The organism is Bacillus sp. FSL R7-0646, from assembly GCF_037969865.1.
GTDB classification, from domain to species: domain Bacteria; phylum Bacillota; class Bacilli; order Bacillales; family Bacillaceae; genus Bacillus; species Bacillus licheniformis.
The window spans coordinates 1,962,518-1,976,513 of record NZ_CP150217.1 but is presented as its reverse complement, the minus strand read 5'-3'; the positions used below and the strand labels follow the sequence as shown (position 1 = coordinate 1,976,513).

Annotated in this window: 15 protein-coding genes; 5 read left to right on the top strand and 10 right to left on the bottom strand. The window is 42.4% G+C overall.

Annotation, left to right across the window (positions count from 1 at the left end; genetic code table 11):
• Positions 1-2 precede the first annotated feature (2 nt).
• Positions 3-1,610, bottom strand: a complete 1,608-nt coding sequence (locus MKY62_RS10180) for an FGGY-family carbohydrate kinase (protein WP_003182288.1) — start codon at positions 1,608-1,610, stop codon at positions 3-5.
• Positions 1,611-1,962: 352 nt separating this feature from the next.
• On the opposite strand from MKY62_RS10180, the gene MKY62_RS10175 reads away from it, so the two are divergent.
• Positions 1,963-3,054, top strand: a complete 1,092-nt coding sequence (locus MKY62_RS10175) for a GntR family transcriptional regulator (protein WP_009328197.1) — start codon at positions 1,963-1,965, stop codon at positions 3,052-3,054.
• A 301-nt stretch (positions 3,055-3,355) separates the two neighbouring features.
• Here MKY62_RS10175 and parC read toward each other — a convergent pair whose 3' ends face one another.
• From parC to MKY62_RS10160, 3 genes are all read right to left on the bottom strand, one after another.
• Entirely contained in the window at positions 3,356-5,779 is a 2,424-nt protein-coding gene (gene parC, locus MKY62_RS10170) for a DNA topoisomerase IV subunit A (RefSeq protein WP_003182284.1), read from the bottom strand.
• Positions 5,780-5,783: 4 nt separating this feature from the next.
• Positions 5,784-7,751 carry a DNA topoisomerase IV subunit B gene (gene parE / locus MKY62_RS10165; protein ID WP_003182282.1) on the bottom strand — a complete coding sequence of 656 codons (1,968 nt, stop codon included), beginning with the start codon at positions 7,749-7,751 and terminating at the stop codon, positions 5,784-5,786.
• A gap of 323 nt (positions 7,752-8,074) precedes the next feature.
• On the bottom strand, positions 8,075-8,488 hold the full coding sequence (locus tag MKY62_RS10160; RefSeq protein WP_003182280.1) for a CoA-binding protein: 414 nt from the start codon (positions 8,486-8,488) through the stop codon (positions 8,075-8,077).
• 178 nt (positions 8,489-8,666) lie between these two features.
• Between MKY62_RS10160 and plsY the strand changes: the two genes are divergently transcribed.
• From plsY to MKY62_RS10140, 4 genes are all read left to right on the top strand, one after another.
• Positions 8,667-9,260 carry a glycerol-3-phosphate 1-O-acyltransferase PlsY gene (gene plsY, locus MKY62_RS10155; protein WP_003182278.1) on the top strand — a complete coding sequence of 198 codons (594 nt, stop codon included), beginning with the start codon at positions 8,667-8,669 and terminating at the stop codon, positions 9,258-9,260.
• Positions 9,261-9,362: 102 nt separating this feature from the next.
• A complete protein-coding gene (locus MKY62_RS10150) occupies positions 9,363-9,650 on the top strand; it encodes a HesB/YadR/YfhF family protein (protein WP_003182275.1) in 288 nt (95 codons plus the stop codon).
• Between the two features lie 323 nt (positions 9,651-9,973).
• Positions 9,974-11,005, top strand: a complete 1,032-nt coding sequence (locus MKY62_RS10145; protein WP_016885436.1) for a YdcF family protein — start codon at positions 9,974-9,976, stop codon at positions 11,003-11,005.
• Positions 11,006-11,352: 347 nt separating this feature from the next.
• On the top strand, positions 11,353-11,712 hold the full coding sequence (locus MKY62_RS10140; RefSeq protein ID WP_009328208.1) for a YxeA family protein: 360 nt from the start codon (positions 11,353-11,355) through the stop codon (positions 11,710-11,712).
• A 231-nt stretch (positions 11,713-11,943) separates the two neighbouring features.
• Here the strand turns inward: MKY62_RS10140 and MKY62_RS10135 are convergent, their stop codons facing one another.
• The 6 genes from MKY62_RS10135 to MKY62_RS10110 form a co-directional block, all read right to left on the bottom strand.
• Positions 11,944-12,246, bottom strand: coding sequence for a hypothetical protein (locus MKY62_RS10135; protein WP_003182267.1), 303 nt, complete (start codon positions 12,244-12,246; stop codon positions 11,944-11,946).
• Positions 12,246-12,662 carry a YbgC/FadM family acyl-CoA thioesterase gene (locus MKY62_RS10130; RefSeq protein WP_003182265.1) on the bottom strand — a complete coding sequence of 139 codons (417 nt, stop codon included), beginning with the start codon at positions 12,660-12,662 and terminating at the stop codon, positions 12,246-12,248. Before MKY62_RS10130 ends, MKY62_RS10135 begins: the two co-directional genes overlap by 1 nt.
• Before the next feature lie 106 nt (positions 12,663-12,768).
• Positions 12,769-13,005, bottom strand: a complete 237-nt coding sequence (gene tlp, locus MKY62_RS10125) for a small acid-soluble spore protein Tlp (RefSeq protein WP_003182262.1) — start codon at positions 13,003-13,005, stop codon at positions 12,769-12,771.
• Between the two features lie 25 nt (positions 13,006-13,030).
• On the bottom strand, positions 13,031-13,174 hold the full coding sequence (locus MKY62_RS10120; protein WP_003182261.1) for an acid-soluble spore protein N: 144 nt from the start codon (positions 13,172-13,174) through the stop codon (positions 13,031-13,033).
• Between the two features lie 68 nt (positions 13,175-13,242).
• Positions 13,243-13,368 carry an FbpB family small basic protein gene (locus tag MKY62_RS10115; protein ID WP_003182259.1) on the bottom strand — a complete coding sequence of 42 codons (126 nt, stop codon included), beginning with the start codon at positions 13,366-13,368 and terminating at the stop codon, positions 13,243-13,245.
• Between the two features lie 71 nt (positions 13,369-13,439).
• Positions 13,440-13,946, bottom strand: coding sequence for a redoxin domain-containing protein (locus MKY62_RS10110; RefSeq protein WP_003182256.1), 507 nt, complete (start codon positions 13,944-13,946; stop codon positions 13,440-13,442).
• Positions 13,947-13,996: the final 50 nt, after the last annotated feature.

Genomic DNA, 13,996 nt, shown 5'->3' with positions numbered 1-13,996 from the left:
CATTAAATCAAATGGTCTACAGCGGCCTGCTCAATCATTAAACCTTTTTTGTACCGTTCGATAAATGCTTCAAATCCTTCTACATCTAATTGATCAGGGTAAATTTCCTGCCCGGCATCCTCTTCAAAGACTTTTTTGTCGAGGAAGTCTTCTAAGCTCTCTTCTTGACCTTTGTTCATCATGTAAGAAGCAAGAATAGCCATTCCCCACGCACCGCCTTCTCCGGCTGTTTCCATAACTGATACCGGCGTATTCATTGCAGCTGCAACAATTTTTTGTCCGACAAGAGGGGTTTTGAATAAACCGCCGTGAGCTAAAATGCTATCGATTTCAATTTTTTCCTCTTTGGTCAAAATATCCATTCCGATTTTCAAAGCAGCAAAGGCTGTAAAAAGGTGTGTCCGCATGAAGTTTGCTAAATTGAAACGACTCTCTGGTGAGCGGACAAATAATGGCCGGCCTTTTTCTAATCCCGTAATATTTTCACCGGAGAAATAGCCGTAGCTTAGCAAACCGCCGCCATCTGAGTCAGCTTCCAAAGCTTTATTTAACATCACTTCGAATAATTTATTCGTTTCAATCTTTTGTCCCATTGCTTCAAAAAATTCACGAAACAATCCTAGCCAAGCATTAATATCGCTTGAGCAGTTATTCGCATGAACCATTCCAACCGGACTGCCGTTTGGCGTTGTGACCAAATCAATTTCTGGATATACTTTTGAAAGTTCTTTTTCTAATACAATCATGGCAAAAACTGAAGTTCCCACCGAAATGTTTCCAGTGCGTTTCCTCACACTATTCGTAGCAACCATTCCTGTTCCAGCATCGCCTTCCGGTGGACAAATTGGAATGCCTGGTTGTAAATTTTTTGACTGATCCAGAATTTTTGCACCAATTTCGGTTAATTCACCAGCCTGCTCGCCTGAAATATAAACTTTAGGAAGAATATCCTTCAGCTTCCAAGGGTAGCCTTTGTTCGAAATCAGTTCATCAAACTGCTTGACCATCGATTCATTGTAATTTTGCGTTGATTCATCAATCGGGAACATGCCCGAAGCATCTCCAATGCCAATTGCTTTATTACCAGTCAGTAACCAGTGAATGTACCCGGCTAAGGTGGTGATATAGTCAATGCGAGGCAAATGCTTCTCTTCATTTAATATCGCTTGATAAAGGTGAGCAATACTCCACCGTTCGGGGATATTGAATTGAAATTGATCAGTTAATTCTTTTGCTGCAGCACCGGTTGTTGAGTTACGCCAAGTTCGAAACGGAACAAGCAGCTCCCCTGTTTTGTCAAAAGCCATATACCCATGCATCATTGCAGAAATTCCAATAGAACCGATTTTGCGAATGGTGATGCCATAATTTCGTTCAACTTCATTCTTCATTTCACTATAAGCTGTTTGCAATCCAGTGATAATATCTACCAAGTTGTACGTCCAAAATCCATCTTCCAAGAGGTTTTCCCACTCATAGCTTCCAGATGCGATTGTTTCAAAACTGCTATCAATCAACACTGCTTTAATACGTGTGGATCCGAATTCAATTCCAAGTGATGTTTCTCCCTCAGTTATGGCTTGCTTGATGTTTACTCGATTCGCTTTCACGTAATCCCCCCTCTGATAGCGATTTCATTATAATTCGAAAGAAGGCATTTTCCTTTCCGCTTAACTTTATTACAACCTTAGTATATTTTTTGTACGTACATATGTCAATCTAGAATATAATATGTTCATATAAATATCACAACGATATTTTCTGTTATTTTTCTCTTAATGTTTATAATAAAAGGTATTTGAATAACATAAAACCTAAAGAAAATTTTTATAATTGCTAGTTAATTTTCACGAAAATAAGGCGGAATCTTTTAATTCATTGTAAGCCATGATAAAATATGTCCACACAAATCATTCAATTAAAAAAATTAGAATGCGAACAACTACGAAAGAAGTGAGTGAAATGAAACCAAAGTATAAGGTCATCATTAATGACATAAAAAGTAAAATACTTTCAGGAGTTTACAGAGCGGGAGACCAAATTCCTACTGAATCCGCCATACAGGAAGAGTACAAAGTCAGCCGCCACACTGTTCGAAAAGCCATTTTAGAACTATCGAACGAAGGATTCTTAAGAAGTGAAAAAGGGTCTGGCACTTATGTTAGTAACCAGTATCAATCAAAAGCCGGCGGGAATTCCAATAACAAAATAATCGGTGTAATCACGACCTACATTTCTGATTACATTTTCCCCTCCATTATTCGTGGAATTGAAGGGAGATTGAATGAGGCTAATTATTCGCTACTATTAGCTAGTACAAATAATGATGTCGAACAAGAAAAAAAAGCTTTGGAAATGATGCTGTCATTTGGCGTAGATGGTTTAATTGTTGAACCTACGAAAAGCAATCTGTACAATCCCAATATTGCCTACTACCTATCGTTTAAGGAACAGGATATTCCTTTCATCATGATCAATGCTTATTATGAAGAATTAGATGTTCCTTTTCTTTGTCTCGATGACGTGCAGTCAAGCTATCTCGCAACAAAAGAATTAATATCAAAAGGACATACACAAATTGGTCTCATTTCAAAAATGGATGATTTACAAGGAAAGTATCGAATGAAGGGGTATATAAAAGCGCTTGGTGAAGCCAAATTACGATTTTACCCGGAGCATGTGCTTTCGTACAATACAGAGACGAAGCTGGACCTATACACAGACCTGAAGAAGTTTCTAAATGAAAAAAGAGACGTGTTGACTGCAATCGTCTGCTACAACGACGAAGTAGGGCTGGAAGTAGCAAATGTATGCAGACAACTTAATATTTCTATCCCGGACAAATTGTCAATTATTGGTCAGGACAATTCGTATATCGCCAAAAATGCGAATATCAAACTAACAACATTGACCCATCCTCAAGAACAAATGGGACACGATGCAGCTGATTGGGTCATTAAAAAATTACAAGGAAAGAAGGATTTACCAAACGAAACCTACTATCAACCTGTGTTAGTTGAAGGAGAAACCGTAAAAGAGTTAGAAATACAATAATCATAGCGTGATCAAGAAAAACCCAGTCCATGTTCACTAAAGGCGCGAACACGGACTGGGTTGTTTTACTCTGGTATCAATTAAGCAAAGAAATGTTGAATCAGAAAAACGGGCGAAAATCTCACCGAAGAGAAAAAATCAGTCTCTGATATATTAGATGCTGTATAATTGTGTCACAAGAAAGTAACATCGTGCTGTTTAAGGTTTATCCGGCATGCTCTTTTTCTGAGCATTGAAACGGCTTGATAGACATGTGGTGACGCCCCTAGATATTGAATGATCAACGGCGTGCTGTTCGATTTCACTCCAGCTCATGTTTGCTGATCCATACATCCGTTACTTCCCCTGCTTCATCTTCGTCGATGATGAAAGAACCGTTGCTGTACCGGTCATGAAGCTTGATTTCTTTGACAAGCATCTCCTCTGTGATGCCTTTTTCGGTTTGAAGCGTGATTTGATCATGATATGAACATGCGAGCAGGCCGGCAATGCGGTGAGGTTTTTTCTTCAGTTCCCTCAGCATGAGAACCCCTCGTTTCGCCCTTGACGTTTTTTCAAATTCGCTGCGGTTCATCCGCTTAATAGATCCGCGCTGGGTCACGAGCACAAGCACGTCTTTTTCCTCTAAAACCTGTCCGCTGGCGACAAAGTCGCCGTCTTTCAAATTGACGCCCTTGACACCGGCCGCCCTTGCGCCGACGACGCTGACTTCATCTTCTGTGAACCACAGACCGTAGCCGGAATGTGTCGCAATAAACAAATCTTTCGTTCCGTCCGTTACATGAACATCGACCACTTCATCGTCGCCTTTTAAATTAAGGGCAACCAGTGCTTTTGAATAGCGCTGTGCTTTATACTGCATCAGCTGAGTTCTTTTCGCCATTCCGTTTTTCGTAAAGAACAGCAGGTATTCAGATTCGGTAAACTCTCTGACAGGAATCGCCTTGACGATGGACTCATCGCTGTCAATCGATATGATATTCGTTATATGCTGACCTAAATCTTTCCATCTGATATCAGGGAGCTGGTGAACTGGACAATAGACATAGCTCCCTTTATTTGTGAACAAGAGCAGAACGTCTGTCGTATTCATTTCCAGCTGACAGAGCAGACGGTCGGTATCTTTCATGCCGAAGTCCTGGCCGTTTGATGCGGCGAAAGACCGCTGGCTCGTTCGTTTAATATAACCGTCTTTCGTTACGGTCACATAAACGTCTTCCGACGCCACCATCACTTCAAGGTTGATTTTAATTTCTTCGATTTTTTCTTCGATGACAGAGCGCCTTTGACTGGCATAGGTTTTTTTCACCTTTTTCAAGCTGTCTTTGATCACTTTCAAAAGTTTCTTATCATTGGAAAGGATCTCTTCCAGCTCTTTGATCTTCTGGTCCAGTTCTTTTGCTTCTTCCTGGAGAGCCGTAATATCTGTATTTGTCAGCCTGTACAGCTGCAAGGAAACGATCGCTTCAGCCTGCGGCTCAGTAAATGCGAACTTTTCGATCAGATTGTTTTTGGCATCGCGCTTGTCATTGGAGGAGCGGATCGTCGCAATGACCTCATCCAAAATGGACAGTGCCTTCATTAAGCCTTCTACGATATGATGCCTTTCCTTCGCTTTTTTCAGCTCATACTGAGAACGGTTGGTGATGACTTCTTTTTGGTGGCCGATATAAGCGTCCAAAATCGATGTGAGATTCATCAGCATCGGTCTTCTGTTATGGATGGCGACCATGTTAAAGTTGTAAGGAATCTGCAAATCCGTGTTTTTGTATAAGAAATTTAAAATGCCTTGTGCATCCGCTTCTTTTTTCAGCTCAATCACGATTCTGAGGCCTGTCCGGTCGGTCTCGTCACGGACTTCTGAAATCCCTTCGACCTTCCGTTCAATCCTGAATTCGTCCATTTTTTTCACTAAATTCGCTTTGTTGACTTCAAACGGAATTTCAGTAATGACAATTTGCTGGCGGCCGCCTCTGATTGTTTCGATCTCGGCTTTGCCCCTGATGATGATTTTTCCTTTTCCGGTTTCATAGGCTTTTTTTATGCCTTCTTTCCCCTGGATGATTCCTCCGGTCGGAAAGTCCGGACCTTTTACGAACTCCATGAGGTCATCCACGCTGCAGTTCGGCGAGTCGATCCGCTTAATCACGGCATCGATCACTTCCCCGAGATGATGCGGCGGAATGTCAGTCGCATACCCGGCGGAAATCCCTGTCGATCCGTTGACAAGCAGGTTCGGGAACATTGCCGGAAGGACGACAGGCTCTTTGCTCGTATCATCAAAGTTTGGTACAAACTCGACCGTTTTTTTGTCAATATCCCGCAATAGCTCTGACGCGATCGCCGCGAGCCTTGCTTCTGTATAACGCATCGCAGCCGGCGGATCACCGTCGATGCTTCCGTTGTTTCCGTGCATTTCAATCAGCACGTTGCGAACCTTCCAGTCCTGGCTCATCCGCACCATCGCTTCGTAGACCGAGCTGTCTCCGTGAGGATGATAGTTTCCGATTACATTACCGACCGTTTTTGCGGCCTTGCGGAAATTCTTATCGTATGTGTTCCCTTCCGCATGCATGGCGTATAAGATTCTTCTTTGAACAGGCTTCAGGCCGTCGCGCGCATCAGGGAGCGCCCGGTCCTGAATAATATATTTGCTGTATCGGCCGAAACGGTCGCCGATCACGTCTTCCAATGGTAAATCATGATAAATCTCTGGCTGTGCCATTTATTTAAACCTCCTCAGCGACCGATAAATTCTCGTTTTCCAAAATGTTGCTTTCTTCATCAAGTCCGAAAGCGACGTTTTTCTCAATCCATTTTCTCCTCGGCTCAACTTTGTCGCCCATCAATGTCGTTACGCGCCGTTCCACCCGGGCCGCGTCATCGATTTTAACCCTGACAAGTGTTCTTGACTCGGGGTTCATTGTCGTTTCCCAAAGCTGGTCAGCGTTCATTTCGCCGAGACCTTTATAGCGCTGGATCGTATATCCTTTTCCGACTTTTTTGAGGACGTCGTCCATTTCCTCATCAGACCAGGCATATTCAATGATTTCTTTTTTGCCCGACCCTTTGCTCACTTTATAGAGCGGCGGCAGTGCGATAAACACTTTTCCGTGCTCGATCAGCGGCTTCATATAGCGGTAGAAAAAAGTCAGGAGCAGCACTTGGATATGCGCGCCGTCTGTATCCGCATCTGTCATGATAATGACTTTGTCGTAATTGATGTCCTCAATGTCAAAATCGGCGCCGACCCCTCCGCCGATCGCGTGAATGATCGTATTGATCTCTTCATTTTTAAAAATATCGGCCAGCTTCGCTTTTTCCGTATTGATAACTTTTCCGCGGAGCGGCAGGACAGCCTGGAATTTCCGGTCTCGTCCCTGCTTTGCTGATCCTCCCGCAGAATCACCCTCCACGAGATACAATTCGTTCTTGGATGGATTCCTTGATTGTGCAGGCGTCAGCTTCCCGGAGAGCGTCGCTTCGGATTTCTTTCTTTTCTTTCCGCTTCTTGCCTCTTCTCTTGCTTTTCTCGCAGCCTCTCTCGCCTGGGAGGCTTTAATCGCTTTTTTGACAAGCAATGTTGCCGTTTCCCTGTTTTCTTCAAGAAAATAGGCGAGCTGCTCAGAGACGATTGCATCAACGGCTGACCGTGCTTCACTTGTGCCGAGCTTTCCTTTTGTCTGTCCTTCAAATTGAAGAAGCTCTTCGGGAATCCGGACGGAAACGATGGCTGACAGGCCTTCCCTGATATCCGTTCCTTCAAGGTTTTTGTCCTTTTCTTTTAAAAGGGCCACCTTTCTCGCATACTCGTTGAATGCTCTCGTCATCGCCGTTTTGGCACCGGACTCATGGGTTCCTCCATCTTTCGTTCTGACATTATTGACGAACGACAGGATGTTTTCGGAATAGCCGTCATTAAACTGAAACGCGAAGTCAACCTCGATGCCGTTGTGCTCTCCTTCAAATGAGACCACTTCAGAAAGCGCGTCTTTCTCCTCATTTAAATAAGCGACAAAAGCTTCGATTCCGTTTTCGTATAAAAACGTTTCTTTTGTTTGATCGCGTTCATCGATCAATTCTATTTTTAGTCCTTTTAACAAAAAGGCTGATTCTCTCAGACGCTCTGAAAGCGTTTCAAAGTTAAACGTCGTCGTGCTGAACATCGCAGGATCAGGCTTGAAATGAATCAGGGTGCCGGTCTTTTTGGTCGTTCCGATTTTATCAAGGGATGTCACCGGTTTGCCGCCGTTTTCAAAACGCTGCCTGTAAACATTTCCGTCCCGCTCAATCGTGACTGTCAGCCACTCGGACAGGGCGTTTACAACGGATGCACCGACGCCGTGCAGCCCCCCGCTCGTTTTATAGCCGCCTTGGCCGAACTTTCCTCCGGCATGCAGCACTGTCAAAATAATTTCTGGAGTCGGCTTGCCGAGCTTATGCATTCCTGTTGGCATTCCCCGGCCTCTGTCTTGCACCGATATGCTGTTATCTTTATGTATTTTTACTATAATATGATCCCCATGGCCCGCAAGGACTTCATCGACGGAATTATCGACGATTTCATATACGAGATGGTGCAGTCCCCGGCTGTCTGTCGAACCGATGTACATACCGGGGCGTTTTCTGACCGCTTCAAGGCCTTCGAGCACCTGTATGGAATCATCATTATAGTCAACTTGCTGTTTTTTAACCAAATGCATAAACCCCTTTCAAAAATCAAACATTGCTTATAAAGAATAATACACACTCTGTCATATAAAGCAAAGTATTATCCGATTATTTTCCAATTTCTTCAAGCATTGTCGGAAACATGTTAAAATGAAAGCCGCTTTTTGCACAGCCGTCATTTTACACGATTCATCACCCGCAGCACAAGGCTTTCCACATCGCAATTGGAAAATCATTCTTAAAAAAACTGTCCAAGACTTATTGTAGCCGTTTTTCACAGCAATTCGCAAACATATTCTCGCATAAAAAAGACAAAAACCCTTGAAAAAACAAGGATTTTTTGTCTTTTTTATGCCGATTTTGTTAACGAGTGTGCCACTTTTATGCACAAATCCATAATCACCGTATAGCCTTTTTCGCTCAGAAGCTGATAAGCTTCTTCATTGACAAGCCCCTGCTGCGCCCAAAACACATCTGCGTCTATCTCCAGGAATTCCTTTGCGACATCAGGCAGATGCTCGGATCTTCTGAACACATTGACGATATCAACGTGTCCTTCAATGTCTTTTAAGGATGCCACAGCCTTGACGCCCAGCGCCTCATCAATGGTCGGATTGACAGGGATGATGTCATATCCCGCGTCCTGCATCGCTTTTGATACCATGTACGATGTTCTTTCAGGGTTGTCGGACAAGCCGACTACCGCAATTCGTCTGCTGTTTTCAAGAATGGTTTTGATTTCCTGTTTAGAAGGATTTTCCACACCGATCACTCCTTTTAAGTTCAGTTTACACGAAAACAAAGGAGATAATCAAAATTTTCATATGATTAGCGCGCATTATCTTGTATGATATATACGGTACTTCTAAAGAAAAGCCGTCATGGAAGGCGCCTCTCATGTTAAAATAAAGAGAAGGGATCATCTAAAAAGGAGAAATGAAATGTTAATAGCTTTATTATTTATTTTAGCCTATCTACTCGGCAGCATTCCGTCCGGCTTGATTGTCGGAAAGGCCGCCAAAGGAATCGACATCAGGGAACACGGCAGCGGGAATCTTGGCGCCACCAACGCATTTCGGACACTCGGCGTAAAAGCCGGCTCTATCGTTGTGGCTGCGGACATTTTGAAAGGGACGCTCGCCGCCTTTCTGCCCGCCATCCTGCACATCGGCGTACACCCTTTGCTGGCCGGCGTAGCCGCAGTCATCGGGCATATGTTCCCTGTGTTCGCAAAATTTAAAGGCGGAAAAGCTGTCGCTACTTCCGGAGGCGTATTGCTTTGCTATCAGCCTCTTCTGTTTCTCACAATGGTTGCGGTGTTCTTTCTGTTTTTGTATATCACAAAATATGTATCGCTTTCTTCCATTTTAACCGGCTTGTATACAACGGTTTACAGTCTGTTTACGAAAGACCTTTTATTGGTGGCAGTCGTCGCCTTTCTTACGGCGTTTGTCGTATACAGACACAGGACGAACATTAAACGCATCATCGATAAAACCGAGCCCAAAATCAAGTGGATGTCCGGCAAAAGATGAGCCTATCCGAAGAACATTATATTTTCATGATCGGACAAAAACGTTATATACTATAAATAGATTCAGCATGCTTTGAAACAAATGATGAAGGAGTGCTTGCCCGTGAATTTGAAAATTAATGAAGAGGCGCTTAAATGGTATAAGAACGAGCTTGATTTAAAAGAAGGTGATCAGGTTCGCTTCTTTGTCCGCTACGGAGGATGCAGCAATGTTCAAAAAGGCTTCTCCCTTGGGGTCTCAAAAGATGAGCCGCAGCAAATCGGTGTAAGTGCGGAAAAAGACGGCATTACGTTTTTCGTTGAAGAAAGCGATGTATGGTATTTCGACGGCCATGATCTGCTTGTCACCTATAACGAATCTGCGGAAGAACCTGTTTTTGAATATCAGTAAAATATCATTTTTTACGGCTTGCAGAGAATCCCCCGTTTTTCTGCAAGTTTTTTTATTTTTCTTCGTCATTGAAGTGCCGAAAAAAAGCCTTCAAAATCTAGGGTGGCTTGCCTGAGTGTTCGGCAAATGTACACCGCGAGCTGCGTAAAGCTCCTAAAGGACATTATATACGGGGCAGCAAACACGAATAACTGAGCGGGTACAGATCCTGTATATCTAAAATACAGTTCGTTTAAAATAAAGCGGCAAGGATTTCCCCATTCAATAAAGATTTTTACACACTCTAATATTATACAAAGTCATTTACATCGAGGTGTTTGGTCATGGTTTACGGTGTGACAACTTTTATTTTACTGGCTGTTTTTCTGATCTTTTATTTAACGGACCGAAGAAGGATCATCAACGGTTTTTTATTCAATCTATTTTTTTGTTCATTTCTTGTTCTTTCCTACTATCTGGCATACGTTGTCGGAATTGGCTTTTTCAGACTTTTCGTCATTGTACCGCTGCTGATCTTTTTCTTTATCCTAACGTTCGGTCTATTTGCTTTAATGATCGGGTTATTTCTGAATGCGAGAATTCTTATCAAAAGAGAAGGACGACGATTGTCTAATTGTTTGACTTTAATTTCCGGGCTAGGCATTATCATATTTTTTCTATTGTCAGTGATTGACCCCGCTCGTTTTTTATCGCCAAATGTTCAGCCGTTGTTTGCGGGATCATCGCTTATTGCGGTCTATTTCTTCTTTCATTTAACAAATTTCTTAACAGCCTATTTTCTATATCAATTTAACAGACCGAAACTTAATCAGGATTACATCATCGTTCTCGGAAGCGGATTAATTAACGATACTGTACCCCCGCTTTTAGCAAGCAGGATAGATAAGGCTGTCGATTTTTATCGGAAACAAGCAGCTGTTGCTCCTCCGCCGAAAATTATTTTTTCCGGCGGGCAAGGACCTGATGAAAACCTTTCTGAAGCAGAAGCCATGCAGAGATATGCTTTAAAAAAAGGGATACCTGAAGAGCACACTTTCAAAGAAGACCGTTCTGTAAATACATATCAAAATATGCTTTTCTCCAAACAACTGATGGACTCATTATCAGACGGCAAATACAACAGCATCTTCACAACAAACAATTTCCACCTGTTCCGCGCCAGCCTATATGCAAAACGAGCAGGCTTAAAGAGCCAGGGGATCGGTTCAAAAACCGCTTTTTATTATTGGCCGAACGCCATGATCCGTGAATATATCGCTGTTGTTGTAATGAATCGTAAACGGCATAGCATTGTCGTAGGCACTATTTTAGGTTTTTCTATAATTTTGACTGCACTTAATTTTTTCATTGATTAAACTTCAAAAAGCGTCTTGAGATTTTGGTTTGTCCGGATGGCACACTTTCTATTGCAGTCATCCCCAACAAGGATGCAGAGATATATTGATGGAAGTCCCAATAGATAATGATGGATATTTTCAAAGGACATCTTCGCCGGAAAGATGTCCTTTTGCTTTGAAAACATTACACCGTCATGTTGATGATTCTAATGCTTCCTGAGCAATGGGCAACTTCCCTGCTCCAAGCAGCTGTTTTTTTGATGCGCTTGGACTTTTATTGCTTACAAATGTGAAAGGAATATGTAAGATAAATCAATGGTTTCGTTGGGAGGTTTTATATATGATGGGTTCCGAGGTGATAAATGATGAAATGGTTTTTAGGAATTTTAACGGCAGGACTGATAATTTTGGTCGGGGGCTACTTTTTATATTCCGGATATTATTCAACGGAAGATTATTACGTCAAAATTACAACAGATCCAAAAGTCGTGAAAGAAAAAGCAAGTGATGGATACACATATATAAATTATAACTATGATGTTACGGGTTATGATAAAGATGGGAAATCCAAAAACCTAAAGCTCTCTTCTCAAGAAAAAATGCAGAAAGGTCAGTACTATATTATTCATTGGGAAGATAGAAGGGAAATCATATCCAGCAAAGAAAAAGCGAGCGAGAAGCAAATAGATAAGGACATCCTGCATAAATTAGACAATCAAAATTAATCAGCCGCTCACTCTTTCCCCCTAAAACTTCTTGTTTTAGGGACTTTTTTACGAAAAATAAAATGGCTTATCAAGGCATGAAAAACACTGAAGTAAAGGTGAACTTTGTGATTGAAACAGATGATGACAATATAACTGAAACTAAAGATACGTTTTTGCTCATCAAAATGAAACAAGCAAGAACAATGCTTGCTTGTTTCAAGAGTGTCCGAGTTTCTTTAAAACACCGTATTATTCAAGCCTGAAACGCTTGATATGGCTTGAGAGCTTTTCTTGTTTTAAAATCATGATCTGCTTCTCTCCCAATAAATCAAAGTGGGGAAATTCGCTTCTTTTATCAATCCACTCTTTTTTCAGTCCGTACTGTTTGCCCCACTCTGCAAGCTTCTCAATGTTCGCGCATCCTGCTTTTGTCACCGTTTTGACATCCGGATACCTGTCATCGAGCCAGTAATGCGTAAGAAACGCAACTTCGCCGTTTAAAACGGCGCGCTTCCATTCGTTCAGCTCGTTTCTTTTAATACCGAACGCCATTACTTTTTGGCCTCTTCGTATGCTTCATGCCACTTTGGATAAAGCTTGCGGAACTGAACCGGTTTGAAGCTGTCCCCGTCAACGCAAATATGGGACGATGTTCCCTTCACAGCGGTTTCTCCGGCGGAATTAAAAATTTCATACCCATATACCGTTTTAAAGCCGTTGTAATCTTCAATCCACGTATGTACCGTCGCTGTTTCACCGTAGCGAAGAGGTTTGACGTAGCGGACATTGATATCCACGACAGGCGACAGGATGCCGTCTTTCTCCATTTCGGCATAAGAAAAGCCGAGTTCTTTAATTAAAGCCGTCCGGCCTACCTCCATCCAAATCAAATAATTGGCGTGATAGACGACACCCATTTGGTCTGTTTCGGCATAGCGGACTTCTATTTCTTTTTTTGACACGTACAAATTCCCTCTACTCCCTTTTCACAAATGTATTTAATCCAATTCTAGCATATACAATGGGCAAAAACACGACGGACGGCTTCATGCAAAAAAACCAGGTCGCCCTGGTTTATTGATGATATCCGTTTTTGCGGGCTTCCGCCTCGTCATGGATTTCATTGCGCATCGCCTCAATGCTTTCATTTCGGCGTTCATTTTTTTCGCGGATCTGTTCCTGTTCCGCCTCGCTGGCAAAAGACAGCTGCTCTTCAGACTCCTCAATGTTTTCGATTGTGTTCTGCACCATGTCTTGAAGCTTTTCTACGTTGTCTGATCTGTCATCCGGATGATGTTTTTGATGTGTCATTCGGGTCTCTGCCTCCTTTTCATCTTTACTCGCCTTTTGTCTGCATAATGATCGGTGTTTCTCCTGATTTATCATGCATCTTTTTTCCTTTGTTGCGCTTATATTCTACCGGTTTTGTCCCAAGATGGCTCGGGGCAAATTTAGACTGTTTGTCGTGTTCTCTCGGCATGTCTATCCCTCCTTTTCAGCATTAGGATTCTCAAAAAGGAGCGTAAACATGAATCGATTTTTAAAAACTCACTTCAGCTTAAATTTCTCTTCAAGCTTATCTTCCAGCCGATCAAGAAACTCCTGGTTGGTCATGAGCTCCTTTTTATTTTCCGAGACAAGTTCTTCAAATGTTCGCCTTTTCGCTTTTTTCATGTTGAATCACCTCCAGCTTGTTTTCATTTTCACCATTTTTTGGGCAATATAAGCAAAAAAGCCGGGATTTTTTATAATCCCAGCTTTTCTTCCATATTCTTTTTCGACATCGTCCCCAGCACGATATCTTTAATGATTCCGTTTTCATCAATGATAAATGTCGTCGGATATGAAAAAATCTCGTATTTCGCATTGATGCCCGTTCGGTCTAAGACGATGGGGAAATGTAAACCGTGCCTTTCGGCAAACGCTTTGACCGTCTTTTCGTTTTTCTCGGAAGATGTAAAGTTGACGGCTAAAACGGCAATGTCCTGATTTTCATTTTGAAGCTCTTCCATTGCAGGCATTTCGGTTTCACACGGTCTACACCAGGTGGCCCAAAAATTTAACAGCACTTTTTTCCCTTTAAAGTCTGACAAAGATACATCGTTTCCATTCTTTAATGACGGCAGCGTAAAATCAGGCGCCTTGTCTCCTTTCTCAATGCCGATTTCGGCTTCCTTTTGCCCTGTAAAATTCCAAACCGCAAGACCGGCCAAGACTAAAAGAAACGCGGCAGCCAGCACTTTTTTCATCATCGGCATCCTCCACATTCAGGATTACGCTGAAAAAAGAAGAGAAAGCTAAA

Bases quoted from the DNA above. Each gene is read 5' to 3' on its own strand.
- MKY62_RS10175 (WP_009328197.1), top strand. From the start codon at position 1,963: ATGAAACCAAAGTATAAGGTCATCATTAATGACATAAAAAGTAAAATA.
- parC (WP_003182284.1), bottom strand. From the start codon at position 5,779: ATGGCACAGCCAGAGATTTATCATGATTTACCATTGGAAGACGTGATC.
- plsY (WP_003182278.1), top strand. From the start codon at position 8,667: ATGTTAATAGCTTTATTATTTATTTTAGCCTATCTACTCGGCAGCATT.
- MKY62_RS10145 (WP_016885436.1), top strand. From the start codon at position 9,974: ATGGTTTACGGTGTGACAACTTTTATTTTACTGGCTGTTTTTCTGATC.
- MKY62_RS10140 (WP_009328208.1), top strand. From the start codon at position 11,353: ATGAAATGGTTTTTAGGAATTTTAACGGCAGGACTGATAATTTTGGTC.
- MKY62_RS10135 (WP_003182267.1), bottom strand. From the start codon at position 12,246: ATGGCGTTCGGTATTAAAAGAAACGAGCTGAACGAATGGAAGCGCGCC.
- tlp (WP_003182262.1), bottom strand. From the start codon at position 13,005: ATGACACATCAAAAACATCATCCGGATGACAGATCAGACAACGTAGAA.
- MKY62_RS10120 (WP_003182261.1), bottom strand. From the start codon at position 13,174: ATGCCGAGAGAACACGACAAACAGTCTAAATTTGCCCCGAGCCATCTT.
- MKY62_RS10115 (WP_003182259.1), bottom strand. From the start codon at position 13,368: ATGAAAAAAGCGAAAAGGCGAACATTTGAAGAACTTGTCTCGGAAAAT.
- MKY62_RS10110 (WP_003182256.1), bottom strand. From the start codon at position 13,946: ATGATGAAAAAAGTGCTGGCTGCCGCGTTTCTTTTAGTCTTGGCCGGT.